This window comes from Leptolyngbya sp. Cla-17 (genome assembly GCF_016807185.1).
Classification (GTDB): Bacteria; Cyanobacteriota; Cyanobacteriia; order Leptolyngbyales; family Leptolyngbyaceae; genus ULC077BIN1.
Window position 1 is genome coordinate 685,412 of the sequence record NZ_JAEVYN010000002.1, and the last position, 25,972, is coordinate 711,383.

At 49.5% G+C, this 25,972-nt stretch carries 23 protein-coding genes; 10 read left to right on the forward strand and 13 right to left on the reverse strand.

Going from position 1 to position 25,972, the window contains the following annotated elements:
- Positions 1 to 22: 22 nt before the first annotated feature.
- Both JOY44_RS14330 and JOY44_RS14335 read right to left on the reverse strand, forming a co-directional pair.
- A complete protein-coding gene (locus JOY44_RS14330) occupies positions 23 to 1,195 on the reverse strand; it encodes an AI-2E family transporter (protein WP_171574354.1) in 1,173 nt (390 codons plus the stop codon).
- Between the two features lie 99 nt (positions 1,196 to 1,294).
- A complete protein-coding gene (locus JOY44_RS14335; protein WP_171574355.1) occupies positions 1,295 to 1,474 on the reverse strand; it encodes a hypothetical protein in 180 nt (59 codons plus the stop codon).
- Positions 1,475 to 1,649: 175 nt separating this feature from the next.
- Between JOY44_RS14335 and JOY44_RS14340 the strand changes: the two genes are divergently transcribed.
- On the forward strand, positions 1,650 to 3,071 hold the full coding sequence (locus JOY44_RS14340) for a Rieske 2Fe-2S domain-containing protein (protein WP_171574356.1): 1,422 nt from the start codon (positions 1,650 to 1,652) through the stop codon (positions 3,069 to 3,071).
- 1 nt (position 3,072) lies between these two features.
- Here the strand turns inward: JOY44_RS14340 and JOY44_RS14345 are convergent, their stop codons facing one another.
- From JOY44_RS14345 to JOY44_RS14355, 3 genes are read right to left on the reverse strand one after another with little or no spacing between them, the layout of a single operon-like run.
- Complete coding sequence (locus JOY44_RS14345; protein ID WP_171574357.1) at positions 3,073 to 3,699, reverse strand: class I SAM-dependent methyltransferase; 627 nt, start codon at positions 3,697 to 3,699, stop codon at positions 3,073 to 3,075.
- Between the two features lie 11 nt (positions 3,700 to 3,710).
- Positions 3,711 to 4,049 carry a DUF952 domain-containing protein gene (locus JOY44_RS14350; RefSeq protein WP_171574358.1) on the reverse strand — a complete coding sequence of 113 codons (339 nt, stop codon included), beginning with the start codon at positions 4,047 to 4,049 and terminating at the stop codon, positions 3,711 to 3,713.
- 45 nt (positions 4,050 to 4,094) lie between these two features.
- Positions 4,095 to 4,880 carry a YdcF family protein gene (locus JOY44_RS14355; protein WP_171574359.1) on the reverse strand — a complete coding sequence of 262 codons (786 nt, stop codon included), beginning with the start codon at positions 4,878 to 4,880 and terminating at the stop codon, positions 4,095 to 4,097.
- Between the two features lie 165 nt (positions 4,881 to 5,045).
- Between JOY44_RS14355 and JOY44_RS14360 the strand changes: the two genes are divergently transcribed.
- The 6 genes from JOY44_RS14360 to JOY44_RS14385 all read left to right on the forward strand — a co-directional run bounded on the left by JOY44_RS14360 (position 5,046) and on the right by JOY44_RS14385 (position 12,819).
- A complete protein-coding gene (locus JOY44_RS14360; RefSeq protein WP_171574360.1) occupies positions 5,046 to 5,552 on the forward strand; it encodes a molybdenum cofactor biosynthesis protein MoaE in 507 nt (168 codons plus the stop codon).
- Between the two features lie 216 nt (positions 5,553 to 5,768).
- Complete coding sequence (locus tag JOY44_RS14365; protein WP_171574361.1) at positions 5,769 to 9,080, forward strand: COR domain-containing protein; 3,312 nt, start codon at positions 5,769 to 5,771, stop codon at positions 9,078 to 9,080.
- A gap of 196 nt (positions 9,081 to 9,276) precedes the next feature.
- Positions 9,277 to 9,696 (forward strand): DUF3110 domain-containing protein, encoded by a 420-nt coding sequence (locus tag JOY44_RS14370; protein ID WP_171574362.1) that lies wholly within the window; start codon positions 9,277 to 9,279, stop codon positions 9,694 to 9,696.
- 26 nt (positions 9,697 to 9,722) lie between these two features.
- Entirely contained in the window at positions 9,723 to 10,688 is a 966-nt protein-coding gene (murQ, locus tag JOY44_RS14375; RefSeq protein WP_171574363.1) for an N-acetylmuramic acid 6-phosphate etherase, read from the forward strand.
- A gap of 31 nt (positions 10,689 to 10,719) precedes the next feature.
- Positions 10,720 to 11,274 (forward strand): 5-formyltetrahydrofolate cyclo-ligase, encoded by a 555-nt coding sequence (locus tag JOY44_RS14380; protein ID WP_171574364.1) that lies wholly within the window; start codon positions 10,720 to 10,722, stop codon positions 11,272 to 11,274.
- A 45-nt stretch (positions 11,275 to 11,319) separates the two neighbouring features.
- Entirely contained in the window at positions 11,320 to 12,819 is a 1,500-nt protein-coding gene (locus tag JOY44_RS14385) for a RecQ family ATP-dependent DNA helicase (protein ID WP_242541785.1), read from the forward strand.
- A 37-nt stretch (positions 12,820 to 12,856) separates the two neighbouring features.
- Here the strand turns inward: JOY44_RS14385 and JOY44_RS14390 are convergent, their stop codons facing one another.
- The 4 genes from JOY44_RS14390 to JOY44_RS14405 all read right to left on the reverse strand — a co-directional run bounded on the left by JOY44_RS14390 (position 12,857) and on the right by JOY44_RS14405 (position 17,174).
- On the reverse strand, positions 12,857 to 14,530 hold the full coding sequence (locus tag JOY44_RS14390; RefSeq protein ID WP_197985382.1) for a glucose-6-phosphate isomerase: 1,674 nt from the start codon (positions 14,528 to 14,530) through the stop codon (positions 12,857 to 12,859).
- Positions 14,531 to 14,636: 106 nt separating this feature from the next.
- Entirely contained in the window at positions 14,637 to 15,698 is a 1,062-nt protein-coding gene (locus JOY44_RS14395; RefSeq protein ID WP_171574365.1) for a glucokinase, read from the reverse strand.
- An 89-nt stretch (positions 15,699 to 15,787) separates the two neighbouring features.
- Positions 15,788 to 16,810 (reverse strand): 2-hydroxyacid dehydrogenase, encoded by a 1,023-nt coding sequence (locus tag JOY44_RS14400; protein ID WP_171574366.1) that lies wholly within the window; start codon positions 16,808 to 16,810, stop codon positions 15,788 to 15,790.
- A 139-nt stretch (positions 16,811 to 16,949) separates the two neighbouring features.
- The gene (locus JOY44_RS14405) at positions 16,950 to 17,174 is read right to left on the reverse strand and encodes an NAD(P)H-quinone oxidoreductase subunit O (RefSeq protein ID WP_171574367.1); all 225 of its coding nucleotides are present in this window, start codon (positions 17,172 to 17,174) and stop codon (positions 16,950 to 16,952) included.
- Between the two features lie 81 nt (positions 17,175 to 17,255).
- Between JOY44_RS14405 and JOY44_RS14410 the strand changes: the two genes are divergently transcribed.
- Entirely contained in the window at positions 17,256 to 18,014 is a 759-nt protein-coding gene (locus tag JOY44_RS14410; RefSeq protein ID WP_171574368.1) for a DUF429 domain-containing protein, read from the forward strand.
- Positions 18,015 to 18,038: 24 nt separating this feature from the next.
- Here JOY44_RS14410 and JOY44_RS14415 read toward each other — a convergent pair whose 3' ends face one another.
- The 4 genes from JOY44_RS14415 to JOY44_RS14430 form a co-directional block, all read right to left on the reverse strand.
- Complete coding sequence (locus JOY44_RS14415; protein ID WP_171574369.1) at positions 18,039 to 19,211, reverse strand: alpha/beta hydrolase-fold protein; 1,173 nt, start codon at positions 19,209 to 19,211, stop codon at positions 18,039 to 18,041.
- 244 nt (positions 19,212 to 19,455) lie between these two features.
- Positions 19,456 to 21,267, reverse strand: coding sequence for an iron uptake porin (locus tag JOY44_RS14420; RefSeq protein ID WP_171574370.1), 1,812 nt, complete (start codon positions 21,265 to 21,267; stop codon positions 19,456 to 19,458).
- Positions 21,268 to 21,751: 484 nt separating this feature from the next.
- Positions 21,752 to 22,237 (reverse strand): allophycocyanin subunit alpha-B, encoded by a 486-nt coding sequence (gene apcD / locus JOY44_RS14425; RefSeq protein WP_171574371.1) that lies wholly within the window; start codon positions 22,235 to 22,237, stop codon positions 21,752 to 21,754.
- A gap of 159 nt (positions 22,238 to 22,396) precedes the next feature.
- A complete protein-coding gene (locus JOY44_RS14430) occupies positions 22,397 to 22,891 on the reverse strand; it encodes a DUF2721 domain-containing protein (protein WP_171574372.1) in 495 nt (164 codons plus the stop codon).
- Positions 22,892 to 23,272: 381 nt separating this feature from the next.
- Here JOY44_RS14430 and rlmD point away from each other — a divergent pair, with 381 nt between their 5' ends.
- Positions 23,273 to 24,685, forward strand: coding sequence for a 23S rRNA (uracil(1939)-C(5))-methyltransferase RlmD (rlmD, locus tag JOY44_RS14435; protein ID WP_171574373.1), 1,413 nt, complete (start codon positions 23,273 to 23,275; stop codon positions 24,683 to 24,685).
- Between the two features lie 145 nt (positions 24,686 to 24,830).
- Entirely contained in the window at positions 24,831 to 25,961 is a 1,131-nt protein-coding gene (locus JOY44_RS31410; protein ID WP_171574374.1) for an N-acetylmuramoyl-L-alanine amidase family protein, read from the forward strand.
- Positions 25,962 to 25,972 lie beyond the last annotated feature (11 nt).

Genomic DNA, 25,972 nt, shown 5'->3' on the forward strand with positions numbered 1-25,972 from the left:
GAGGGAAGAGAAAAACTCAAAACTATTTTTCTTTTGTTTTATCCGTTACGTCTGCCCAAAGGTCGTCTGGTTCAAGGGGATTAGAGCTGGGTTGCAGCACAGTTTCAGTGAGGACGGCGGGGGGAGCGTCGGGATTGGGAGATTGAAAAGGGCGATCTTTGGTGTGGGGTGGCGCATTCCATGGGTCCATGATGTCTTCAATTAGGACGCGGCGAATCCAGATTTGGCATACGACGACGAGGGGCAAAGCAAGCAACAATCCCCAGAAACCAAAGATAGTGGCAAAGAACACTTGAGCAAGTAAGGTGACGGCAGGCAGCAAATTGACCTGTTGTGACATCACGTAAGGCGTGAGAAAGTTGCTTTCAAACTGCTGAATGGCGATATAAAGACCTAGCACCAAGAGCGCTTTGACGGGCGAGTCAATCAGGGCGATCGCCATGGGGGGCACTACGCTAAAGGCAGGACCCAAGTTGGGAATAAAGTTCAGCAATCCTGCCAACACTCCATTTGCCAACGCTGCCTTGACCCCAATAATGGATAGCCCGAGAGTGCTAAGCACGGCAATTACGCTCATGCTGATCAGCGCTCCCACAATCCAACTTCCCAAGGAGGTTTCACACTCTTTTAGAATGTCATCCACTCGCCGCCGATAAAACGATGGGAAAAATCGGATAAAACCACCGCGATAGGCAGAAGGATTCACCAGCATCATTAAGCCCAGTACTACAATCAGCAGCACATTAATCACTGCACCTAACGAACTGGAGAAGAATGCAAAGGAGCCACCGAGCAGACGATTCCCAAACGGCATTGCCTGCTGCATGAGGCTATCAAGGTCTGGAATATAGCGCTCAAGATTATCGGGAACCACATCATTGATGGAATTGAGCCATACATTTAACTGGCGTATCCCTTGGGGCACCAGCACATAGATTTCCTGAATCTGTTTGCTAAAGGACGGCACAATAATTTGAAAAAACAGCACAAGGGCGGCAACCAAAGTCCCAATTGCGATCAATACAGCGATCGCTCGCTTTATCCCCAACTTTTTTTGCAACCATCGCGCTAGCAAATTTAAGCTGTTGGCGAGTACCACTGCTGCAAAGAGCAACATCAACACATCCTTAATTTGCCAAAGGATGTAGATAGAGGCGACCAACGCCAGCAGTGCAATCCATTCTCCCAGTTTCACAAGCCGCTCCCGAAATGAATAGTTTTGAACGGTGAGCGATGAAGTTTCAATTTTAAGGTGTGACGCAGGCTCGCCAATTCAAAATTCACTACTCAAGACTCAAAACTTAGGATATCGCGATCGCAACCCCAGCGCGATCGCCATTAGTATACTCGGCAACAAGACCACAATGAACGCGGTTGTATTGGTTTCAGAAACCTTCAGATAGGGCGCACCATATTTAATAGCAACCGAGATGAGAGTTGAAAGCCCAAAAACTTTGATAATAAAACCAGCCATTGTGATTTAGAAATGTAAAACGTGATTTAGAAACGTAAAACGGTCAGGTAAAGGTTTTGTTTAATCCAAAACATAGCAGGCAAAGATTGCACGCAACGTGAAAACATCTGCGGGTCGCCCTTAAAATTGTTACGATTTGCAAAGCACACTTCCTTGATCAAGGCACAATCTTGTCATGCTGACCGACGATCGCATCTCTACCCTTTCAACGAACACGCTGCTTGCAGGCGGCAGTGACCCCACCCGCTTTTATCCTACCGAAGCCTGGTATCCCGTTCACTATGTTCGCGATCTAGATAAAGCGAAGCCGACTAAGTTCACGTTGTTAGAGCAAGATCTGGTGATTTGGTGGGATCAACAGGCTAACTGCTGGCGTGCTTTTGCGGATCAATGTCCGCATCGGTTGGTGCCGCTGTCGGAAGGGCGAATTGCAGAGGATGGGCTGCTGGAGTGTCCGTATCACGGTTGGGCATTTAAGGGCGACGGAGCGTGCGATCGCATTCCTCAGCAGCCGATGGGCGATCGCGCCAACGAATCGAAGCGAGCCTGTGCAACTGTTTTCCCCACTACTGAACAACAGGGTTTACTGTTTATCTACCCTGGCAATTCTGAAAATGCATCGCGGGTCAGCGTTCCAATCATCGAGCCATTAGCAGAAGAACCAGACAAGTGGATTTGCCTCAATACTTTTCGCGATTTGCCCTACGATGCTCTCACTCTGCTAGAAAATGTGCTGGATGCCAGCCATGTTCCCTTTACCCATCACCGCTCTGTGGGAAACCGATCCAACGCTTCGACTGTGGAACTGGAAGTGTTGGAAGCTGGAAAGCAGGGGTTTGATGGCTTCTGGGAAGCAGGACCCCGAAAAGGCACTTTAGGATCGCAGCACACAAAGTTTATCGCCCCTAACTTAATGTGGCATGACCTCACCTCTAAACAGTTTGGGCGCACGATGACGGTGGTCTACGCCACTCCCACGCGAAAAGGCGAGTGTCGTGTGTTTGCCCGGTTTCCATTTCAGTTTTCCTCTAAGCTGCCTGCCTTTTTCATCCAGCTCACACCGCGTTGGTATTCTCACATCGGCAACAATGCCATTTTGGAAGACGACCAAATTTTCTTGCACCACCAAGAACGCTATCTAGAAGCTAAAGGCGGTGGTGCCAATCTTGCCAAGGCATTTTATTTGCCGACTTCCGCCGATGCGTATGTTTCTGCACTGCGAAAGTGGGTGACTGAGTATGAAGCTGATCCGTTTCCGGGGCAGGTGCTGTCGCCACCTTTGGCTGATGCGGTGCTGCTCGATCGCTACCAGTCCCATACCCAGCATTGCGCCAGTTGTCGGGCTGCCCTTGCTAACATCCAACAGATTCGGCTAGGACTGGCGATCGCGGGTGCAATTTTGTGGGCAGTGTTGCCCTTACTCACCCTTTGGTTGGGCGCTCCATCCGTATCGGTCGCAATTTTAATGGCGGTGATTCCCCTGGCAGCAGGTGGATTATGGCTGTGGCTGGGTAATTTGGAACGCCAGTTTTATCATGGACGCGCTGTGCCGCCTCGCAATTTGCCAGACAAGAAAAAGCTGGAGAAGAAAAATTAGGTTAGCTTTTTTGCGCCTGAATCACCTGCAAACTGCCGCCAGCATGAAACGTTTGCTTGGTGACATTAAATCCGATCGCCGCGAGTGCGGCTGCCAAATCTGTTTTGAGTAACTGCCAAGCGGTTTCAGTTTCAAACAGCAGCAAAAAGACTGCCACTCCCGGCACAAACAACGGATTGGTTGGCTGGTGAAAATCAATCATGGCAAAGGAGCCTCCTGGCTTCAGCACTCGATGTACCTCACTGAAGATTTTTTGCAGTTGGTCAGGCTCCATCTCGTGCATGGCAACGCTGGTATGCACCAGATCAAATTGGTTCTCTGCAAAGGGCATTGCCTCTGCAAACGCCTCGACATACTTTGCCTGGGGCACATTGTGTTGAGCGCGTTTGATGGAAAATGGTGAGGCATCTAGCCCAGTCACCTGGCGCGATCGCTCAACTAATACCTGAGTGGTCTGCCCACTGCCACAGCATAAATCCAGCACCTTAGTATCCGGCTCAATCGTCAATCCCTCTAGTGCCAGCCTGCGAAATCGCCCTTCGCCACCCACACTCAACGCCGACAATCGAGAAATGCCGTCATAAAGCCATTGATAGCGGTAGCTGAGATCTCGAAGAATCGTTGCCATAAAACTAGTTCCTATTCCTGGATCGCATCTGGCAGTTGAAACAATCCATCTGCGCCTGGTTCAAACTCTATCACTTGAACGACGGCATCAAGATTGAGTGCGCCATACAGATGAGAAAAGAGTTCTCCGGTTGCGATCGCGTCGAATTGTAAACGGGCTTGCAGGCGATCGCTGTCTATCTTCAGCAGCACTAGCCCGGTTTGCCCTGAATAGAAACGCTGAGTGACCCAGAGCAGTTGGGCAGGCGTGGAACAGTGGATAAAGCCTTCTGTTTCTAGGCTATCTGCCCGATATTCGCCAATTTGCTGCGCCTGTTCCCACCGCGATCGCGTTGTGATATGCAAAATCATACTGTTCTCCTCAGTGAGGGGCGCTTTTACAAAGTCACCCTTGCGTCAATAAGTAGTTGTGCGCGGAAAGAAGCGTCCTTGAAGCGCGTAGGATACCAGCCCACTGTATTCTTGCAGGGTCAGCATGGTTTTGTCGCGGCGATTCAGTTCTTCAGGCAAAGGACTGGGGTAAGGCAGCACGGTAAACCCAAGGCTTTGAAAGGTGAGCAGCGATCGCATCAGGTGAGGTGGATCGGTCACGAGCAAAATTCGGCGAATGCCGCGGGAAAAAAGCGCCGAAGCCGTAAATTCAGCATTCTCTTCAGTCGTTTTGGAACAAAACTCGCCATCTACCGTTGCGTCAGGAATGCCTCGCTGTTTCAGTTCACGGACCAGATCAAGAAACTCCTGATGATTTCCACTGACAAAGATTAGCGGTGCCCGCTGGCTTCTCCAAAGGGTTGCAGCACTCTCTGCTCGTTGGGGTGCGAGAAACTTGCCGCGTCCTAAAATCACGATCGCTTCAGCCGATTCACCACTATCAGCGGGTACTAGCCTCACTAAGCCTTGATAAGCGAGGGCTAACCCTGGTGAGGAGAGCAACAGTAAACCACTGAAAAGAATGCCAATCAGGATGGCTGGCAGCGATCGCTGCCAGCTCAATTGCTTAGAGGTTCGCTGAGCTTTAAACCGTCTGAGAATCCCAAAATAACCAAGGGCAAACAGAACCAGACAAATATCAAATGCTGGCTTGATAGAAAAGGCAACAAGGTCACCCAAACCATTGCTAATAGAATGTTTGAAGGTGAGCCAAGATTGCACAGACGCAGGACAGGAACTAATATCCAGCATGGCTTAATTGGTAGATCGCTTAACACAGCAGTCAAAAGCACCGACTTCACTATAGTGTGGACAGAAACGAGTCGGTTGTAAGCAAGATGACGATGTTCTAAAAAGATTCCATCCAGAAAACTACGATAGGATCAGCTGTAAACCTTTTATTTCACCCAACGAGCCATGGCTGACGCGATTGCCCCATTACCTGAACGCCTCTCGACCCCATCCATTCCGAAACACCCTGCCTATTTTGCAATCCGCATCGCGCCTCTATCTTTGGAAGAGGTGTATGGCTTGGCAGATGACCCGGCGAATGGGGCTGTGGTGGTGATGAGCGGCATGGTGAGAAATAACACAGAGGGCAATGCAGTGGTGGCATTGGAATATCAAGCCTATGAGCCAATGGCGTTGCAAGTGTTTCAGCAAGTTGCGGCGGATATTCAAACCACGTGGAGCGATGTCACAGGTGTGGTAATTCACCATCGTGTGGGGCGGCTATCGGTGGGCGAAATTAGCGTGTTAGTGGCGGTCGGCTCCCCCCATCGATCAGAGGCGTTTGCTGCCTGCAAATATGCGATCGATACCCTCAAACACAACGCCCCGATCTGGAAAAAAGAACATTGGGCAGATGGTTCCACTAGTTGGGTCAGCATTGGTGCCTGCGAACAGCCTGGGGAAAGTTGCTGAGAACCTGGAACAATCGCAACATACCGTCTTAGCTTACTTTGCTCTATTTAGTTGCTACTAGAGTTTACGCGACTGTGGCAGTTAGGCCTCCCCGTTGAGGCGATTGAATTAAATCTACATATAGGCGATCGCTCTCTGCTGCTCACCATAGAGAGCGAATGTTCAGGCTATAACTGAGTCGAGACAACGGTTGGACGAGAGAAAAAGGAACGGGTCATGGCACGAGATGAAGCGTATCGGGAAGCATCGCATCGCATTGAAGCCGCACGTCAAGAGGGAGCCACAAAACTCTATCTCAGCAATATGGAACTGACTGAAGTGCCGGAGGCGATTGCATCCCTTACCCAGTTGCAAACGCTTCACCTCTCCAATAACCAATTGACGGAAGTACCAAGGGCGATCGCATCCCTCACTCAATTGCAAAAGCTTGACCTCTCCGATAACCAATTGACGGAAGTACCAAGGGCGATCGCATCCCTTACCCAGTTGCAAACGCTTCACCTCTCCGATAACCAATTGACGGAAGTACCAAGGGCGATCGCATCCCTCACTCAATTGCAAACGCTTGACCTCTCTGGCAACCAATTGACGGAACTGCCAGAAGAAATTAAAAATTTAACGCAATTAAGTTATTTACAACTTGGCTATAACCGGTTGACTTCATTACCAGAAGGAATCGCTGAACTTCGACAATTACACACATTGGTCATAGGTGGAAATCAGTTTATTGAACTTCCCGAGATTTTGAGGAGATTGATTCAATTAGAGAAATTGTACCTTTGGAAGAATAATCTAACTGTCATCCCTCAATGGATTAGTGAATTACGATCTCTCAAGCATTTAGCTATTCACTCTAATCGAATTGAAGAAGTTCCGGACTCCTTCAAAGAACTACAAAAATTGAAAAGCCTTTCTTTGGGTATGGCAGGTCTTGGTGGTAATCCATTAACCCAACTTCCATCATTTGTTCAACAATTAAAGGAGCTTGAAATACTTGAAGCAGTTGATTGTGAGTTGAACGTTTTACCCGATTGGATAGGTGAACTTAAAGAACTCAAAAAAATTGACTTAACAGCTAATTACTTAACCGAATTGCCAACTTCCTTAAGTCAGCTTCCTCAGCTAGAAGAGCTCAGTCTTAATGATAATTCTCTTAACCCTGACCTTGCTGCTGCTTATGAGCAAGGCATTGAAGCCGTCATGCAATACCTACGGGCGAGGGCAGAGGGAGAGGTAACGCTGAATGAGGCAAAGCTGATTTTGGTGGGAGAGGGAGAGGTCGGCAAGAGTTGTTTGTTGGGAGCGTTGCGGGGAGATGCGTGGGTAGATAGTCGCCCCACAACCCACGGCATTGAGATTAAACCTGTGATTGTCACGGCTCCCGACAGCGGCACAGAAATCACGCTGAACGGTTGGGATTTTGGTGGGCAGCGAGTGTATCGTCCCACGCATCAGCTGTTTTTCAGTGCACCTGCGGTGTATCTGGTGGTGTGGAAGCCGCGAGAAGGTCCGCAGCAGGGCTTTGTCAAAGAGTGGATTACGCTGATCAAGCATCGGGAACCGGATGCCAAAGTGCTGGTGGTGGCAACTCACGGCGGACCCGGACAGCGCCAGCCCGATATTGACCGTCAAGAACTCCTTGACCTATTTGGCAGCGATACCGTTGTTGATTTCTTCTATGTCGATAGCAAACCTAATGAGGAAAACCCGAACTGTACTGGCATTGCGGCATTAAGAGAAGCCATTGCGAACATTTCTGCCACGTTACCCGGCATGGGTCGAAGCGTTCCCACTAAATGGCAACATATTCGGGAACAGTTGGAGGCGTCCGGCAAAACTCATTTGCCTTACAGCGAGGTGATTGCCCTCTGTGAAGCACAAGGTCTGGAAGGCTTTGCTGCCGAACTGTTTGTCCGGGTTTCGCACACGCTGGGGTATTTGATCCATTACCACTACGATTCTACCCTGCGCGATATTGTCATCCTCAAACCCGACTGGTTAGCCAAGGCGATCAGCTTTGTGCTGGATGATAAAATCACCCGTCGCCGCAATGGACTGGTGGAGTTTGACTATCTCAGCCAGCTATGGAGCCATCCTCCTTTCGCAGGCGAAGAAGGCTATCCGAAAGCACTCCATCCCGTGTTCCTGCGGCTCATGGAACGCTTTGATCTGTCCTATAAGGTCGTGCTTGACCCGGCTGCACCCAGCAGCACCAGCCTGATCGCTCAACTGGTGCGCGACAATCGCCCAGAGCAACTGCCCAATTGGGATGAACAACCGGGAGCAGGCGATCGACAACAGGTGCAGATTTGCCGCATTGTGGACGATCGCGGACAGTTGGCAAACGCTGAAGGATTGTTTTATCAGCTCATTGTGCGCCTGCATAAATACTCACTGGGACGCGCCAACTACGAAAACAGCATCCACTGGCAGCGAGGTTTAATGCTCGACAACGACTACAACGGTCGAGCCTTGCTTGAACAAGTTGGCACTGATGTCAAGATTACCGTCCGGGCTGCCTATCCAGAACGCTTTCTGTCCTATCTCACGGAAGAGATTAAATGGTTGGTTGAAAACCCTAATAATCCCTTTGGTTGGAAGGGTTTACGCTGCAACGTGATGGTGTCTTGCATTGAGCCTTGTGGGATGAATACACTTGGGCACGGATTGTTTGAGGTGCAAAAGCTGATTGAAAGCAAAAAGAAGGATCGCCACGAGTTTCCCTGTCCAATTTCGGGCTGTGATGAATGGCAAAACATTGACCAACTGCTTTACAACGCGCCAATGTCTCAACCTGCGTTGAACGAAAAGCTGACCGATGTGCAGGCAACCTTACAGTTGATTCGTAAAGAACTGCAGGTTAAAGATCAACGGGACCAACTGCGCTATCAAGACTTGACCACAAAACAGCTTGCCACCATCAGCCGAGTTGATCAGCAATTTGCTGACCTGATGCAAATGCTCACCGATGAGGCAAAAGAGGGTCCACGACTATTTAGCTTTAAGCCCGTTGATCCAGGATTTTTCGATCGACCCAAATGGATGAGCGCGAAGTTTCAACTCACGCTCTGGTGCGAACATTCGGTTAAGCCTTTAACCGCTTTGAATGAGGAAGGCAGTAAGCAAGGGATTATTGAGTTAACGCTATCCCGTGAATGGCTGGCAAAAGCGACACCGTTTCTCAAAATTCTGTTCAAAACCTTGAGCCTGGTTGCACCCGTAGCGGTTTCTGCTACCCAACTCGTCATGGACGACCCAACCTATGCAGGCATCAAAGAGGAGCTTGATCTAGGGCAAAAGAGTCTCGATTTCGCGTCCAAAGGCGGTGACCCCATCCTCGATTGGCAGGCAAAGAGCGATGCTCCTAAATGGGAATCAGACGAGGCCATTCGTGCCCAAGGCTCCATGCTGCGGGAACTACATGCCTTGCTGAAGGAAGAAGATCCAGGTTTTGGCGGTTTGATGCGTGTGCAGACCAAGCGCCGTGAGTTCTTGTGGGTTCACCCACAGTTTGTAGGCGAGTATTAAATTTGAGAAGCGGGCAAAAAATATGGTGGAATGAACGAACTGATGGTTGCTTGGTTTACTAAGAAGTGAGGCAAATAACTATCAGCTTGTAGCGCTGGAGTGAGTCAAAACAACTGCTAACGCCTGATGGATTTTAGTGCAAGTGTAAATCTCCAGTAAAATTGGAAGAAAGTGCAACTTTAAATCACTGAAATATATGCGTGTATTCATATTGTTGTTTAATGCTGGAACTAATAATGAAGGTCTTCATAGCCTTCAAATTGGGGACCATAATGTTGTGCTGATGTTTGAAGAAGAAGACGATGCAACTCGCTATGCATTATTGCTAGAAGCCCAAGATTTTCCAGTTCCTGGAGTAGAAGCTTTTGACCAGGAAGAGATTGAGGAGTTTTGCCAAAGTTCTAGCTACCAGTGCCAAATTGTGCCCAAAGGATTTGTACCCCAATCTGATGCAGAACGGCTGCTACTCGCTCCGCCTGAAACAAACGTAGACGACGCTGAGTGGCAAATCAACCGTCATGCCGTTGAAAATCAAGCGGACTCAGACGACTCAGATAGCACCATGCCAAAGGACGCTTTAGAACAGATTCGGCGGCAGTTGGAAGGATTATTGTAAGTAGTAAAAAGTGGATTAGGGATTGCATGAAGGATTTGCAACGCGGTTATCTGTTGACAGAGCAGGTAAACCCAAATAGCGACAATTTAGACCAGCGATCGCCACTAGAACTGGTGGATTTATTTGTTCAAGAGGATGCGAAGACCATTGCCGCGATCGCCCAAGCGCGAGAAGAATTGGCAGAAACCATTACCCGAACGGCTGCGGCAATGCGGCAGGGTGGTCGCCTATTTTATATTGGCGCTGGCACCAGCGGACGGTTAGGCGTGCTAGATGCCGCCGAATGCCCTCCTACCTTTTGTACTGATCCAGAGCAGGTGCAAGGCATTATTGCGGGAGGCGCAGGCGCACTGGTTCGCAGTTCAGAAGATTTGGAAGACCGACCCGACGATGGAGCCAGCGCGATCGCCCATCATCAGGTTAATTCTCGAGATGTCGTCATTGGCATTACCGCCGGTGGCACTACCCCTTACGTTCACGGCGCATTGAAAGCCGCACGGCAACGCGGAGCCACGACCATTTTCATTGCCTGTGTGCCCAAAGATCAAGTTGCTGCCGATGTCGATATTGATATTCGACTTTTGGTTGGAGCCGAAATTCTCGCAGGCTCTACTCGCCTGAAAGCAGGCACTGTCACCAAGCTCGCCCTCAATATTATTTCCACAGGCACTATGGTGCAATTGGGTAAGGTGTACGGCAATCGTATGGTCGATGTGGCGGTGACAAACACTAAGCTCCACGATCGCGCCCTCCGCATTCTTTGCGATTTAACTGAACTGTCCCGTGAAGATGCAGGCTTTTTGCTAGAGCGCAGCGATCGCAACGTCAAACTCGCCCTCTTGATGCACTGGACAGGATTGGAAAAAACAGCAGGCGATCGCTTGCTCAGCCATCATCAGGGAAATTTGAGAACTGCGGTACAAGAAATGAGTGCGGAGTTTGAAGTACGGAGTACGGAGTGCAAAAACCAAACCCCGAATCCCGAACCCTAAAACCCGAACCCTGAACCCCGAACTCTGAACTGTGGATAAGAAAGAACTACGGCGATCGCTGCTTAAAAAGCGTCAATCGTTATCATCAGAAGCTCATCAGCATCAAAGCTTGCAGATTTGTCAGAATCTAAAAGACGCTCAATTGTTTATCAATGCAAAACTGATTTTGGCGTACTTTAGCACTCGTCAAGAACCAGATTTGAGTTCATTATTTGCACTGCCTAAACACTGGGGATTTCCTCGCTGTGTATCCACTGACTTATGCTGGCATGAATGGTCATTAAATAACTCCCTACCTTTGCAAAAAGGAGCTTTTGGCATTTTAGAACCCCATCCAAACTCGCCCTTAATCCAGTCTGATGCAGTGGATTTGATCCTGCTGCCTGCCGTTGCTTGCGATCGCCAGGGGTATCGTTTAGGATACGGCGGCGGTTTTTATGATCGCCTACTCAGCAGCCCTCCCTGGAACCAAAAAGCCACCATTGGCATCGTGTTCGACTTTGCCCATCTGCCCGCCTTGCCCAAGGACCCTTGGGATCAGCGCTTACAAGCCGTCTGCACCGAATCTGGATTATTTTCTTGTTGAGTGTGTTTGCCTCGTGGGAACTCTGAAGTTACTCAGGATGCCATCATGACTATGACGACTCAACCGATCAAACGCTCCAGCCAGCCATTGAACCAGCCAGTCAACCAGACGGCGATTCAAGCAACACTGCAACAAATTTGGGGTTACTCCAGCTTTCGTCCGCCCCAACGAGAAATCGTTGACTGTTTATTGCAAAACCGCGATGCACTGATTATTTTGCCCACGGGTGGCGGCAAATCGCTTTGCTTTCAACTTCCCGCGTTGATACAGCCTGGTTTAACGCTTGTAGTCTCACCGCTGGTCGCATTGATGGAAAACCAAGTCCAAGAATTGCATCAGCGAGATCGCCGCTTTCAACAATCCGTGGCGCTGTTGCATAGTGAACTAGCGCGATCGCCCTTTCAAAAAACGCTTTGGGCGCTGGAGCACCAGCGGTTGCGCTTACTCTACCTCTCTCCAGAAACTTTACTGAGTCCGGCAATTTGGGAGCGATTGTGCAAACCAGAGTTAAAAATTAACGGGCTGATCTTAGATGAAGCCCATTGTTTGGTGCAGTGGGGAGACACATTTCGTCCAGCATATTATCGTTTAGGAGCGGTGCGTTCAGCCTTGTTGCAGGCAAAACCACCAGGCAGCCAAATCTTTATCGCTGCTTTTACCGCTACGGCTGACCCTATCGCTCAGCAAACGATTCAGCGGGTTTTGCAGCTCAACCAACCTCAAATTTTCCGGCAAAATCCTTATCGTGCCAATCTCAATTTGAACGTTCAAGTCGTGTGGACCCCTCGCCAACGACGATCTCGCCTGCTTCAGTTTATCCAGGCACACCCCAACCAGTCGGGCTTGGTGTACGTGCGATCGCGCCGGGAAAGTGAAGAACTAGCGAATTGGCTGACCCAACAAGGATTTTCCACAGCGGCTTATCATGCTGGACTGTATGCAGGAGATCGTCGTCAGATTGAGCAAGATTGGATCGCCGACACGCTGCAATTTGTGATTTGCACGAGCGCGTTTGGCATGGGCATCAATAAGCCTGATGTGGGATGGATTGTGCATTTCCATGCGCCGCTGTTGCTGAGCGAATATGTGCAAGAAGTGGGGCGCGCCGGACGAGATGGCAACCTCGCCCATGCCCTTACCCTGATCAGCGAACCAACTGGATTGCTTGATCCACAGGATAAACAGCGCCGACAATTTTTTGAAACTCAAACCCAAAGGCAATATCGCACCGCTCAAGATCTCGTCCGCAAACTGCCGTTGCAAGGGGATGTCACCGCCATCAGCAAACAGTTTCCAGGAAGCGCGATCGCCCTTTCCCTGTTGCATCAAGCCGGCTGCTTAGAATGGACCGATCCGTTTCACTACGCACTTCAACCGGGAGCACAATCGCCAAAATTTAGCCAGTCCAATAGCGGTGCCGTTCGTCAAATGACGGATTATCTAAAAACAAAAGCCTGTCGCTGGCAGTTTCTTCTTAACGCCTTTGGGTTCACCCACGAAGCTCAAACGTTTCGCTGTGGTCACTGCAATAATTGTCAAGGATGAGCGATCGCCCAGTCCTTGGCAATTATTTTTTAGCAATCTAGCTAGCAGAAACGGTGAGGCTGGAGGGCTTAGCGCGATCACCCTGTAGCTGAACACCGCGATCATTTGCCTCTAGATGCCGGAGGATTTTGTAGATCGTTTCGATCTCATTGGGTGCGCCTGCTTTAGCCGCTAGCTCAGTTAGAGATATCGACTGACCTGCACCCTTCAGGGCTGCGATCGCTTTTGCTTGCAGATCCAACACCGAAGCCGCTGCTTTTTTGCCCGCTTCCACCCCCGGCTGATGATAAGCGTTGACATTCACTAAGGAAGCATACAAGCCCACAGCGCGCTCATAAAGGGCAATCAGCATCCCCACGGTGTAGGGTGTCACTTCGGAGATGGTGAGGGTGATCGAATCACGACGATTATCGTATAAGGCGCGGCGAGTGCCTTGCAGCAAACCAGAAAGGTAATCGCCCGATGTTACTCCCGGCTCTACTTCCATGGAGCCGCCATCACGATCTTTTAGCACTTCGATGAAGGTGGCAAAAAAGTTAGGAACTCCTTCCCGTAGCTGTTGAACATAGGCATGTTGGTCGGTAGAGCCTTTGTTGCCATACACCGCGATTCCCTGGTTGACGACCTTGCCATCCAAGTCCGTTTCCTTGCCCAAAGACTCCATCACTAATTGCTGCAAATAGCGTGAGAATAAAAGCAAGCTGTCTTTGTAGGGCAAAATCACCATATCTTTTTCGCCTTTGCCATTTCCGGCATAGTACCAGGCGAGGGCAAGTAAGGCAGCGGGATTTTGTTTTAGGTCGGGAATGCGAGTGACAGTATCCACATCCTTTGCCCCCTGCAAAATGGCGTGTATATCAATGCCCTGCAAAGAAGCTGCCAGCAGACCAACTGCGGAGAATTGAGACGTGCGTCCGCCGACCCAATCAAACATGGGAAACTCGGCAACCCAGCCTTCCAGTCCACCTAATTCATCTAGCTTGCTGCCCTGCATGGTAATGGCAACGGCATGTTTCGGAAAATTCAATTTTTGCTGTTCGTAGGCGTGTTTGACTTCCAACATGCCGTTGCGCGTTTCGGGTGTGCCGCCGGATTTGCTGGTAACGATTACAAGGGTACTTTTCAGGCGATCGCCCAGTTTGTTCAAAATCCGATCAATCCCAGCAGGATCGGTATTGTCGATGAAGTGAATCGGCATTGGGGAATCCAGCGGAGACAGCGCCTCGGACACAAACTGAGGTCCTAAGGCAGAGCCGCCAATGCCAATAGAAAGAATATCGGTAAAGTGAGTCGCTTCGGGTGGAACAATTTCGCCAGCATGAATGCTCTGGGCAAAGGATTCGATCCGCTTTAGAGTTTCGATGATTTCCTGACCCAATGAGGGTGGGGCAAGATCGGGATCACGTAGCCAATAGTGACCCACCATGCGGTTTTCATCAGGATTGGCGATCGCACCGCCTTCCAAAGCTGCCATGTCTTGAAATGCTTGCTCAAATTTAGGTTTAAGCGACTCTAGGAATGAGTCTGTAAATCGCATTCGGCTAATATCCAGATACAGCCCTAGCCCCTCGTGGTAATAGAGCCACTCCTCGTAACGCTTCCAGAGTGCTTGAGTGTCCATATCTTTACTCACACTTGCAACCATAATGACGCTACCGCATTGTTTCAACGTGTTTAAATCAGCCCACTGTTCTACTTCGCTTGCCCTCACCCCAAGTCTCTCCCACGGGAAGAGAGGAGCCAACAAGAAGCGCTAAGTCTATTTTGCGAAGTTCTTTGATTTCTTGTTATGTCCTACGATACATCTATTCGTTGGGTCAGTTTTGCAGTTGAGCCGCACAAAGCGCCGAGCCAAGTAGCCCCACGCGGGGGTTCAGCACAACATGCACCGGAATCTGGGCGATCGCTTTACTCACTCGACCTTTGTCATCAAACGCTTCTAAGAAATCGCCCTGTTGGATCAACGGCAAATTTTTAGCAGCAATGCCACCTGCAATGTAAACGCCCCCATAGGGCAATAGCTTCAGGGCAAGATTGCCTGCTTCGGCTCCATAGGCGCGCACAAATAAATTCATCGTTTCCTGGCACAAATAATCTCGGTTATTTTGAGCATGACGAGAAATTGCTGATGGTAGATCGACGGTTTTTTCTTCTTTGCCAGTCTCTTGTTGCCAGGTCTGAAAGATTTCAGCCATTTCTGGAGATTCTTTGGCCCCCCCCCGGCTTCGCATAAATAAGTAAATGGACTCAATTCCCATGCCAGATACCACCCGTTCGACCGACACGCGCCTCAGATCGTATCGCTCTTTGAGAAAGCGCAAAAGCTGATATTCCAGTTCAGAGCGGGGTGAAAAGTCAGTGTGTCCGCCTTCGGTGGCAAACACCCGATAGCCGACCCGCTGCGGGATTACATAGCCCTGTCCGAGTCCAGTTCCGGCTCCAATGATGGCGATCGCCCCCGTGGGATCAGGCTGACCCGATCGCAACGTGCAGATATCTTCCGGTGGCAATGCCAGCACCCCATAGCCCACGGCAGCAAAATCATTGATTAGCGTCACCAGGGGAATTTGCAAACTTCGCTGCAAATCTTCTACCTGTAAAACCCAGCCTAAATTTGTTAGCTTTGAGGCGTTGTGAACGACGGGTCCCGCAATCCCAAAGCAGGCGGATTCAGGCAGCGGCACCTCACCAATCACATCCTTGGCTTGATCCATAAACAGCCGCACCATCGGCACCAGATCAGGAAAATCGCGGCTGGAATAGGTGTGTTCATAAAGCGTTTTTAAGGAAGGCAACCTGGCGGAATCTGTTTGCTCAGCTTGCACTAAACGCAAAATCGTTTTTGTGCCGCCAACATCTCCAGCCAGCAAGATTGTCATAGCTACCCTCCACTCTGCTCATATTACGTTTTCAATTGTGCGTTGCTTCAGGGCTAAGCGTCATCTTCCGTTTGAAAAATGGCAAACACTTAAGCCGTGGCAGGCACCTTTTCAGGTGGCTTGACCTCATTAGACAGTGGCTTTCCTTGTTCAAATTCGGTGATGCTGGCCAGGGTGGTTTTGGCGATAGTTCCGATCGCTTCTTGAGTGAAAAATGCCTGGTGACCCGTCATAATCACGTTTGGAAACGACAAGAGCCGCTCAATCACATCATCTTGAATAATTTCACAGGACAAATCTTCAAAAAATAGCTCAGATTCTTGTTCGTACACATCCAGCCCTAAGGCCCCGATGTGTTTGGCTCTCAACCCCGCAATCACGGCTTCCGTCTCCACTAAGCCGCCTCGGCTGGTGTTAATGATGATGATACCGGGCTTCATTTGCGCGATCGCGTCAGCGTTGATCAGGTAATAATTTTCTGGCGTGAGGGGACAATGGAGCGAAATTACATCTGACTGGCTAAACAATTCCGGGAGGGTGACGTATTTGCCGCCCAGTTCGCTTTCAAACGCTGAGTTGGGGTGTAAATCATAGCCAAGTAGCTTGCAACCAAAGCCCTGCGACATGATTTTGGCAAAGATCTGACCAATTTTTCCGGTGCCAATGATGCCGACGGTGCGATCGTGCAAATCCACACCCATCAATCCATCGAGAGCAAAGTTGCTGTCACGGGTGCGGTTATAGGCCCGATGAATTTTTCGATTGAGACATTGCAGCAGCGCCACTGCATGTTCTGCCACCGAGTAGGGTGAATAGACTGTCACCCGCACGACTTTGATGCCCAATTCAGCCGCCACGTTTAAATCCACATTGTTAAACCCGGTGCAGCGCAACGCAATGAATCGAGTGCCTCCCGCCGCTAAAATTTTTAAGGTGTCGGCAGTGGCATCGTCATTCACAAAAATGCACACCGCCTCACATCCACTGGCAAGGGTCGCAGCAGCAGGATTCAACGGGGTTTCATGAAAAATAAGTTCATGCCCGTAATCGGTGTTGGCACCTGTTAGAAACTGGCGATCGTAAGACTTGGTGCTAAAAATGGCAACTTTCATGGCGCAAACCTCTTAGCGAGAAAGCATTGCTCCAAAACTTACCCTATGAGTGAATTTTTTGCAGTGTCGTGTGACTCAGGGGGCCTGCCAGAGTGGATCGCGCCAATACAATTCGCTAAAGATAAAAGCCCTTTGATCCTCATTTTGAATCTTTAAATTCTTCCAGTTGCTCCAGTCGCAGCCAAATGTTGGGAGTGGGAGTAATGCCAAACTTTACCAAGGCGTAGTCGCCACTGAGATCGACCACTTCACCTTTGCTGGTAAACAGATAGGACGGCAAGCGCGGATCGCTGGCTTTGGCTTCTAGACTGTTTTCTAGCTTTTCTTTGATGGCACGAACAAAGTCACCGCGTTTGATAGGCATAGGGTCACTACAATCAAGATCTTTCGATATTCTAAGGTGTGAAGGGCGTAAGGAATCAGAAGTTAGAAGTGGAAACGATAAATGAAGTTTATCGGCGTTGATTTGGGCTGGAGTTCGGGGGCGAGTGGATTGTGTTGTTTAGAGTGGCGATCGGGCAAGTTGACGCTACTGGATTTGCAGAGGATATCGGCGATCGCCGATATCCTCGCCTGGATCGATGATTGGATTGCGCCCGATCAGCCTGGAATGGTGGCGGTAGATGCCCCAACCCTAATTCCCAACGCAACCGGGATGCGCCTATGCGATCGCTTGGCTCACAAGCATTTTGGCAAATATCATGCAGGCTGCTATCCGGCAAATCTGGGTTCCACGTTTGCTCAACGCACTTTGGCATTTGGCTTGAGCTTGGAAAAACGCGGCTTTCATCATGCGCCGATCATTCAGCCCCAGCAGCGAGGACGCTGGCAAATTGAAGCCTTTCCTCACCCTGCGATCGTCCATCTGTTCAGCTTGCCGCGCATCTTGAAGTACAAAAAAGGAACTCTCGCAGAACGTCGCCCTGAACTTGCCCGATTGCGCTATTACATTCACGAGTTCCTGCCGCTGCACGATCCGCCCTTAGACGTGAGCCTCAGCACGATTGCTATTCCAGAGATTCCGTTGAAAGGGGCTGAGCTGAAAGCCGTGGAAGACCAGCTAGACAGCCTCATTTGTGCCTATATTGCTGCCCACTGGTGGCATTGGGGTCTTGAGCGAAATTTGGTATTAGGCGATCGCTCTGAAGGCTACATCGTTGTGCCCACTCCAAACATGACGAATGAAAGTTCCAGTGACGAATAGCAAGTTCTACTTGCACTACGCACTTCATTCCACGGGTGGTACCGCAGGCACATCAGCATCTTGATCCACAGTGCCCAAGTTCTCAAGATTGACGTTGCCTGTGGTCAAAAAGCGGAAAGTTTCTTGATACAAGCTTTGCCAGAAGCGGTTGCTCATCCCCTGGCTGATTTCGGTAGGGTCAACGAGGGGGTGGGGCACCAAGTCTTTTGCCGGATACAGATAGAAGTGGTTGCCATTTGAACTGCCGCCAATCTGGTCAAACAGGGCTGTGTTGGTGTTGATGTCAGCAGCGTCTTCATTTTCGGTGAGCACCATAAAAACGGGTATTTTTCGTAGGGCGTTCACAGAGTTTTGGCTGAGAACAACACTACTGCCAAAGCGGTCGGCGGCAGTGAGACACCCCACTGGAAAACGTAGATTGGGGTCCCACCCCGATTCACTAATGTCCAGCGGACCTGCCAAGTTGATGTATTGGCGGCGTTCTTCTCCATAGATGTGGATTAAAGGCGCATAGGCAACGACTTGCTTAATGCGATCGGGGCGGGCAGCGGCAAGTCCCAGAGCAACCGAGCCGCCAACCGATAGCCCAACCGTGTAAACGCCACCAGGCATCGCATCCAGGTCTGCCAATCGCGCTTGGGCATCGCTAAGATAATCGAGATGGGAGGAGATAAAGTAGCGATCGAAGTCAGGATTATCTGGGGTTTCAACGGCTTTCACAATATCTAGCAGGCGGGGTTCGATCGCCACTAGCCGAGCAATCAGAGCAAGGCGCTGCATGTAGCTAGGGCGGGTAAAGCCATCTGGATTGGCAGCGATGTTGCCTAAATAGTTGCTTAAAACCGGGTCTTCTTGAATTTTGACTTTCAGCGGCGCAGCAATTTCTGGTTTTAGATCGACCTGCGCCCAGTTTTGAGCCGGATTGATCAACACATGCCCTGCAATGGAAGGTTGATAAACGTTAAAACCATTACGAAACAAATAGTCTGCTAATCGCCACAGTTGGTGGGGTTTGGCGCTAAATCCATGAAACATCATCACTGTGCCGCGAATGGGCTGACCCGGTTCATGAAATAGACAGTAAGGGTAAGCGCCATCGCGTCGTTCAGGGTTGCGATCGATGCGGTCAACATAAGCCGCGATCGCCGCCTTTGTTTGGTTGATCTGCTCAGCATTGGGAGAAATGAAGGTACTCATGCCAATTTTTTGTGGGGGCTAATGGTTCAAAAATCGCTTGTATCATTGCAAGCAACCATTTCCGACTCCCAAATTCCGCAAGCTGAGGTGAAAAGCGAGTAAAAAAATTCCCACGGAGGACAACCTTTGTAGACGGATGCTACCGAGTGCTGCCCACCGTGGGAATTGAAATAAACAAAGAGAAACGCGATCGCTCCAAACTTAGAGAATGCCTAAACCTTAAAACATCCTCCAAATTTAGCTGCTAAAACGTGAAGGTCGTTCGTATAACGCCAATAAAAACATCGCTATTGGAGTTGCGGCCAGGAATACCAGCATTCTGGTTCACGCTGGGCAGATAGATTACACCGGGAGTAATCGAAATATTGTCGTTGAGTTGGTACTTGTAAAAGGTCTCGAAATGAAGGGCGAAGTCCTGACTTCTGCTGGCAAAAGCGGGGCTTAAGTTAGAGCCAGCAAAGCCAATCCCTCTTAAGGTGGGTTCTGCTCCCCCAACAAAGCCTAGAAAATTCCCTTTCTTGCCGAAATCTGGCAAGCCAACGGCGAGGGCAAAATTCCAGATGTCTGCACTTCCTAAACCAACCAAATTGGCATCAGTGTATCCCCCCCACCCATTGATAATCAGACCAGGAGTGGGTCTAAATGAAGCTTCGACCCCAAAAGAATTACTCTCAACGGGGAAGGAGCGTCCTCGTAGCAACGAATTATTGTTTAAGTTGGCAAACGTGGTGCCCGTTCCACCCAAGTTAAAGTTGTTGCCAGCCGCTAAGGCAGGATTATTTTTCTCATAGCCGCGAACGTAAGTCAGTCCAAGCTTGAATTTACTGCCGCCGGTGAAAACCAACTGCGCCAAGGCTGAGTAGTTGCCGTTAAACAACCCTGCATCGCTTCCCGGATTGCTAGCTGTGTTGGAGAGATACCCTACATCAAGCTTAAAGTTGTCATTAAATTTGAAGTTAACTCCAATCCCGGCACCGAGTGGTCCAATGCGATAGATTGGGTTACGTTCGGCAAACCGAGAAATTGCATTTTGACCACCGCCATTGCCTTCAAAAAAGGGATTAATAGTGTCGGCATAATAGTGGTGCAATCCCCCGTTAGCTAACACTGTAACGGTTAGATTCTTGCCCAGTGGGAAGCGGTAATCTACTACATCTAGAAATACGCTGTTGCCGCCGTTGTTTGAATCGGTAACAACGCCACCAGCCGCAAGACCCGCTCCATCATAGGGGAGGTTGCCCTCATTGGTTCGCTGGTAGTTATTTGGCGCATTAGGAATGGTGGGGTTGCTGAGAAGCCGGATGGCATTGCCAGCCTGAAACCGGATTCTCAAGCGATCTTGCCCAGTAAAACTAGTCAGAAAGTTCAGCCGAATTCGATCGTTGAAGACGGTGTTGGTATCGCCTTGTCTTGGATAGTCACCAAAAGCATCAGCGATCGTGAAAATCGCTTCACCCGCTAGTTTGGTAGTGGTGGAAAACTGCTGCTTCTCGAGCGTAGCCGTCCGCACATCCAAAACTTCCACTCGACCCCGCAGGCTTGCTAATTCAGTAGCAAATTCTTCTTGGAGCCGCTTGACAACTTCTAAGTCTTCTTTCCGCACAAAGTCCGCAGTGGCGGCAGCGATCAGTTCTTGAATTTTATCTAAACATGCATTCAAACCAGCGGCAAACTCGTAGCGCGTTGTTGCACGATTGCCACGATAGGTTCTATCGGGATAGCCAACGATGCATCCATACCGCTCAACTAGAGACTGGAGAGCTTGGAATGCCCAATCCGTTGGTCGAACATCGGACAACTGGGAGACAGAAGTAACCTGAGTCATCAAGGGATTAACGACTGGCTCCATAGCTACAACGGCTGGAGCTGGTTGCGCTTGGCTAGCTGCTGGAGCAAGTTGATCAGCAGAAGGGGAAATAGCAGTAAAGTTTGGCTCAGCAACTAAGGTGTTTTTTGCGCTAGAAGCTGCTTGGTTCTCAGCCGCGTTGGCTGAAACTGGGATAGCCAGCGCAGCACTCAGCATGAGCAAGCTGACCAAGGGGGAGTTTCGTAACATGTTAAGCACTTTTTCCTCACACTAAATTCGATTCTCTAAAAACTAAAATCTAGTGAAGACTGTATTTTTTAGAAAGGTTGACAAAACATGTTTGTATTTTTGTCATTAAGTATTTAATCATGATTTTCTTCTAGAAAATGTCTAAAAAAATGCTTTTATGCTGGACGACTTGTGACTTTACTTCATGGATTGAAAAGCTTCTAAGCTTAAGCGGGCATGATTTCCACATTCCAGAAAATGAGCTGTACTCTTCTTTGCTTTAAGGTTCTATGGTGTTGCTCAATGCTTCTGTTACCTAACATGCGCGCTCGCAACACGCTAATTGCAATACAGTGAGTTCCATTTGGGAAGTACTCAAAAAATTTCCCACGGAAGACAACGTTGATAGCCTGATACTATTGAGCATTGCCCTCCATGGGAAACTTAAGTTAAAAGTTGAAATTGAGCAAGACGCGAGTCTACTTTGTAGAGGCTTCTCTAACGCCTAAGACATCGCCTGAATAATGTAATCGAAGTAGGGTGAAGCCTCTGCCGCATCCTCATCGCTTAACAGTTCCAGAGAGGCTGCCTTCAGACAACGAATTGCTTCCGCCATACCGGGAACAGGAACGCCCAGAGCGTTATACATCTCGCGTGCGCCGACAATGCCAATTGATTCGATCGGGTCCTTATCACCGGCGAGAACGCCATAAGTAACCAATCGCAGATACCAGCCATAATCTCGGAGGCAAAGCGCCCGCTGCTTATCACCATAGGCGTTGCCACCCGGAGCAATAAAGTCAGGGCGCTTTCTCCAAAGCTGCTTGCTGGCTTCTTGAACAATTTTTTTCTCATTTACAGACAGCGCTTCGACGATGCGAGTGCGCTGTTCGCCAGTTTGAAAATATTCTTTTACGGTTTGGAGTTCGCCAAAGGTTGGGTAGCGAAGCTCATCATCGGCTTGAAGAATGACTTGGCTAACTACGCTCATAATTATCGTGGTGTCTTAGGGTATTGGTTTATAGTTTAACGAGTCTTGGGGTCGCAAATAAAGACAATTATTGTTTCGCAGCAAGGTTCGCCACACTCTCAAGAGAGTACCGCGCTAGATATATGAGAAACGATAAAGTTTTGTAAAGATGTGCCGCCTCTAAATCTCTTCCCACATGGAAAGACGGCGAAGTTCATAGCAAATCGCTATATGAGAGATGCGAACTTCCAGTGCGCAGAAAAAGACACCCGTGACCAAAACGCCAGCACCGATGAGAAAGAGCGCCAGCACTGCGATCGCCATCCAGTTGGAATTCAAAATGACGGTCAGGGCGATCGCAAACATGCACAGTAACAGTGTCAGAAGTGCGATGTAAATGCTGAGGGAGGCTTTTTGCAACAGCCCATGACGACGGACAAAAACTGGAACTTGTTGATCTAGCAAGTTTAAGCGCTCTTTCCAATAAGTTTCCGTGGTGCTTTTTTGGAGAAACTCCAGTCGTTCCTGATCGATCTTTCTCATGCGATCGCCCACCGATGTATACCGAGCTAATATGCCATTTTGCACCAACGTACAGACTGACATTAGTACTGCTGGCGCAATAATCAGTTGAATCGTACGAGCAACGGATTCAGCGTTCATTTCAAAAATCATCTCTTACTCCTACTTTTCTGGTTTTCAGTAATCACATTAGGCGATCGCGATATTAAAATCAGTTGGCATAGATATAGAAAATGCAGCTAGTTAACCATTGAATTCTGTGAACGTTTATTTTCCCAAGTAGAAGCGCGTGGCAAACGAGGCGCGTTTGGCAATCCTGTTACACAATGAAATTTATACTCACGACCATTTGCTAAACCAAGCTCATGACAAATTAAAGGTTTGACCAATTTAATCTAGATTTATCTAGCGTTTTGTAGGTTTCTTTTGGTTAGTTGATACTACAGAAGTTCCTCTAGATTTCCTTTTCTAACTATGGGTTTGAACTGTTAGGATAGTCGTTTGCGATCGCGCATTTACACGAACCTTTTTGCCATGACATACTCTCCAGATCTTGTTGATTCCGCCCCGTTAGAAGACCCACGCTGGCAACAGGGCGAACTGGTGGAGGTGGTCATTTCCGATCTCAGCGACAGCGGCGATGGTGTGGGGCGAGTGAATCAGCGAGTGGTGTTTGTGCCCGATACCGTTACCGGCGATCGCGCGATCGTTCGACTGGTGCGGGTAAAGCCTCAATATGCGAACGGCAAATTACATGAATTGCTAGAACCCTCACCGCATCGCATCCGTCCGGGCTGCATCGTGGCAGATAAATGTGGCGGCTGTCTGTGGCAGCATGTTGACTATAGCTATCAAACAGAGGCGAAGCGAAATCAGATATTGCAAGCATTAGAGCGCATTGGTGGGTTTAGCCAGCCGCACATTGGTCCGATGATTCAAGTGGCAGGTTCGTTGGGCTATCGCAACAAGGCAACCTATCCCATGCGGCGATCTCCTACGGCACAAGTGCAAGCAGGCTACTACCAAAAAGGCAGCCACTTGCTCATTAACCTTAACCAGTGTCCCATTCAAGATCAACGGCTCAATCCTTTACTTGCTGAAGTGAAGCAAGATATTCAAAAGCGCGGCTGGAGCATTTACGACGAAGAGAAACACCGCGGCAAGCTGCGCCATTTGAGCTTCCGCATTGGTCGCCACACCGGAGAAATGCTGCTGACCCTCGTGGTCAAAGAGGGGCATCTGGAAGGGATGAAAGAGCAAGCGGCAGAATGGATGGAGCGTTACCCTAGCTTGGTGGGGGTGGGGCTGAATATCAACCCTAATCGCAGCAACGTGATTTTTGGCAAGGAATCCTACCCGATCGCTGGACAATCCTACATTCACGAAATCTTTGCTGGAATGACCTTCCAAATTTTGCCTGATACCTTCTTTCAGATCAACACTGAAAATGCGGAAGCGCTGATGCAGGAAATTTTGACAGAACTCAACCTGCAAGGAACCGAGGTTGTTTTAGATGCTTACTGTGGTGTGGGTACGCTCACCCTGCCGTTGGCGAAACAGGCAAAACAGGCAATTGGTCTAGAAGCGCAGCCAGAAGCCATTGAACAAGCGGCGATGAATGCAGCCCTCAATCAACTCGATAACGTGACTTTTCAGTTGGGCACCGTGGAAAAGCTGCTGCCCAGCTTGGAAGTACAGCCAGATGTGGTTATCCTTGATCCGCCCCGCAAAGGCTGCGATCGCTCCGTGATTGAAACACTATTGCAAATCCAGCCCGATCGCATCGTCTACGTTAGTTGCAACCCCGCCACTCTTGCCCGCGACTTGAAGGCGCTGTGCGAGGCCGGAGCCTATACTCTTACCCGCGTGCAACCTGCCGACTTCTTTCCTCAAACGGCCCATGTGGAATGTGCCGCTTTCCTCACAAGAACCAATTTCCTAGGGTAAGCCGCTAGTTTGCGAAGACGCGATCGCAGATCTTTGTCTGTTGCTGATTGAAGCGAACAGTCGATTAAAATGCGATCGCGTGGTTTTATCCGGATCGAGTAGTGATGGTGGAGTTTGTATCCAAAGAGCACCTCACACATCGCCCATGAATATTTCTCCTCTTCGGTTTTTGACTTGGAGCGCGATCGCTCTCAGTCCTTTAGGATTCGCTAGTGCTGCCCTAGCCGCTCCCGGATCTTTTGTAGTTCCCACCGTGCCGATTAATGCGCCGACTTCAGCGGGTGGAGCTTTTCCCTACTCGCGATCGCCAGGTGCCGCGGTAGTGATTCCCATGCCAAACTCATCACCGTTGCCCCGTTATCCAACACCTTATCCAACGGGGACCAGTTCTGGTAAATTGCCACCGCTACCCAATCGAATTACTCCTACCCCCATTCCCCAACCGTCGATTTTGAATGGCAAGCTAGCCTATCGAGTGGTGGTGAACGGTGCGGATGCTGCCCGTGTGAGTGCCGTAGTTCCGGGGGCATTTCGGACCCTGGTGAATGGACAAAGCGTTGTACAAGCAGGCGTTTTTCGTGAACAAGGCAAAGCTACCGAATTGCAACAGATTTTGAACCGCAACAATTTGCAGGCGATGATTCTTCCGGTGCAGGCAAATGAAGTGCCTTCTAAACCTGTTCCGTCTACTAGCCCATCGCTCAACCCTACCCTCACCCCACTGCCTATTCCTAAAAGTGGCATTACTGTGGTGATCGATCCCGGGCATGGTGGCGGCGATCCCGGCGCAATTGGCATCGGCGGTTTACAGGAAAAAGAGATCACGCTATCGGTGTCACAGCAGGTGGTGGCGTTGCTAAAGCAGAAAGGAGTTAACGCGGTGCTGACGCGATCGGGTGACCAAGAAGTTGAATTAGCGCCGCGAGTAGACTTTGCAGAACAGGCAAATGCTGATGTGTTTGTCAGCATTCACGCCAATTCTTTTACTGCAAGCCGGACTGATGTGAGTGGGATTGAAACCTATTATTCTTCTAGCGATGGACTATCGCTTGCCCGAACGATTCAAACCAATTTGCTGCAAGAATTGGGTGCGCGCGATCGCGGTGTGAAGCAGGCAAACTTCTATGTCATCAAGTACACGGATATGCCAGCGGCACTAGTGGAAATTGGCTTTGTCACAGGTGCAGAAGATGCGGCACGACTGGCGAGTGCAACAGGACGCACCAAGATCGCCCAAGCGATCGCTCGTGCTATTTTGCAATATGTGCAGTCATGAAGACCAGTCTT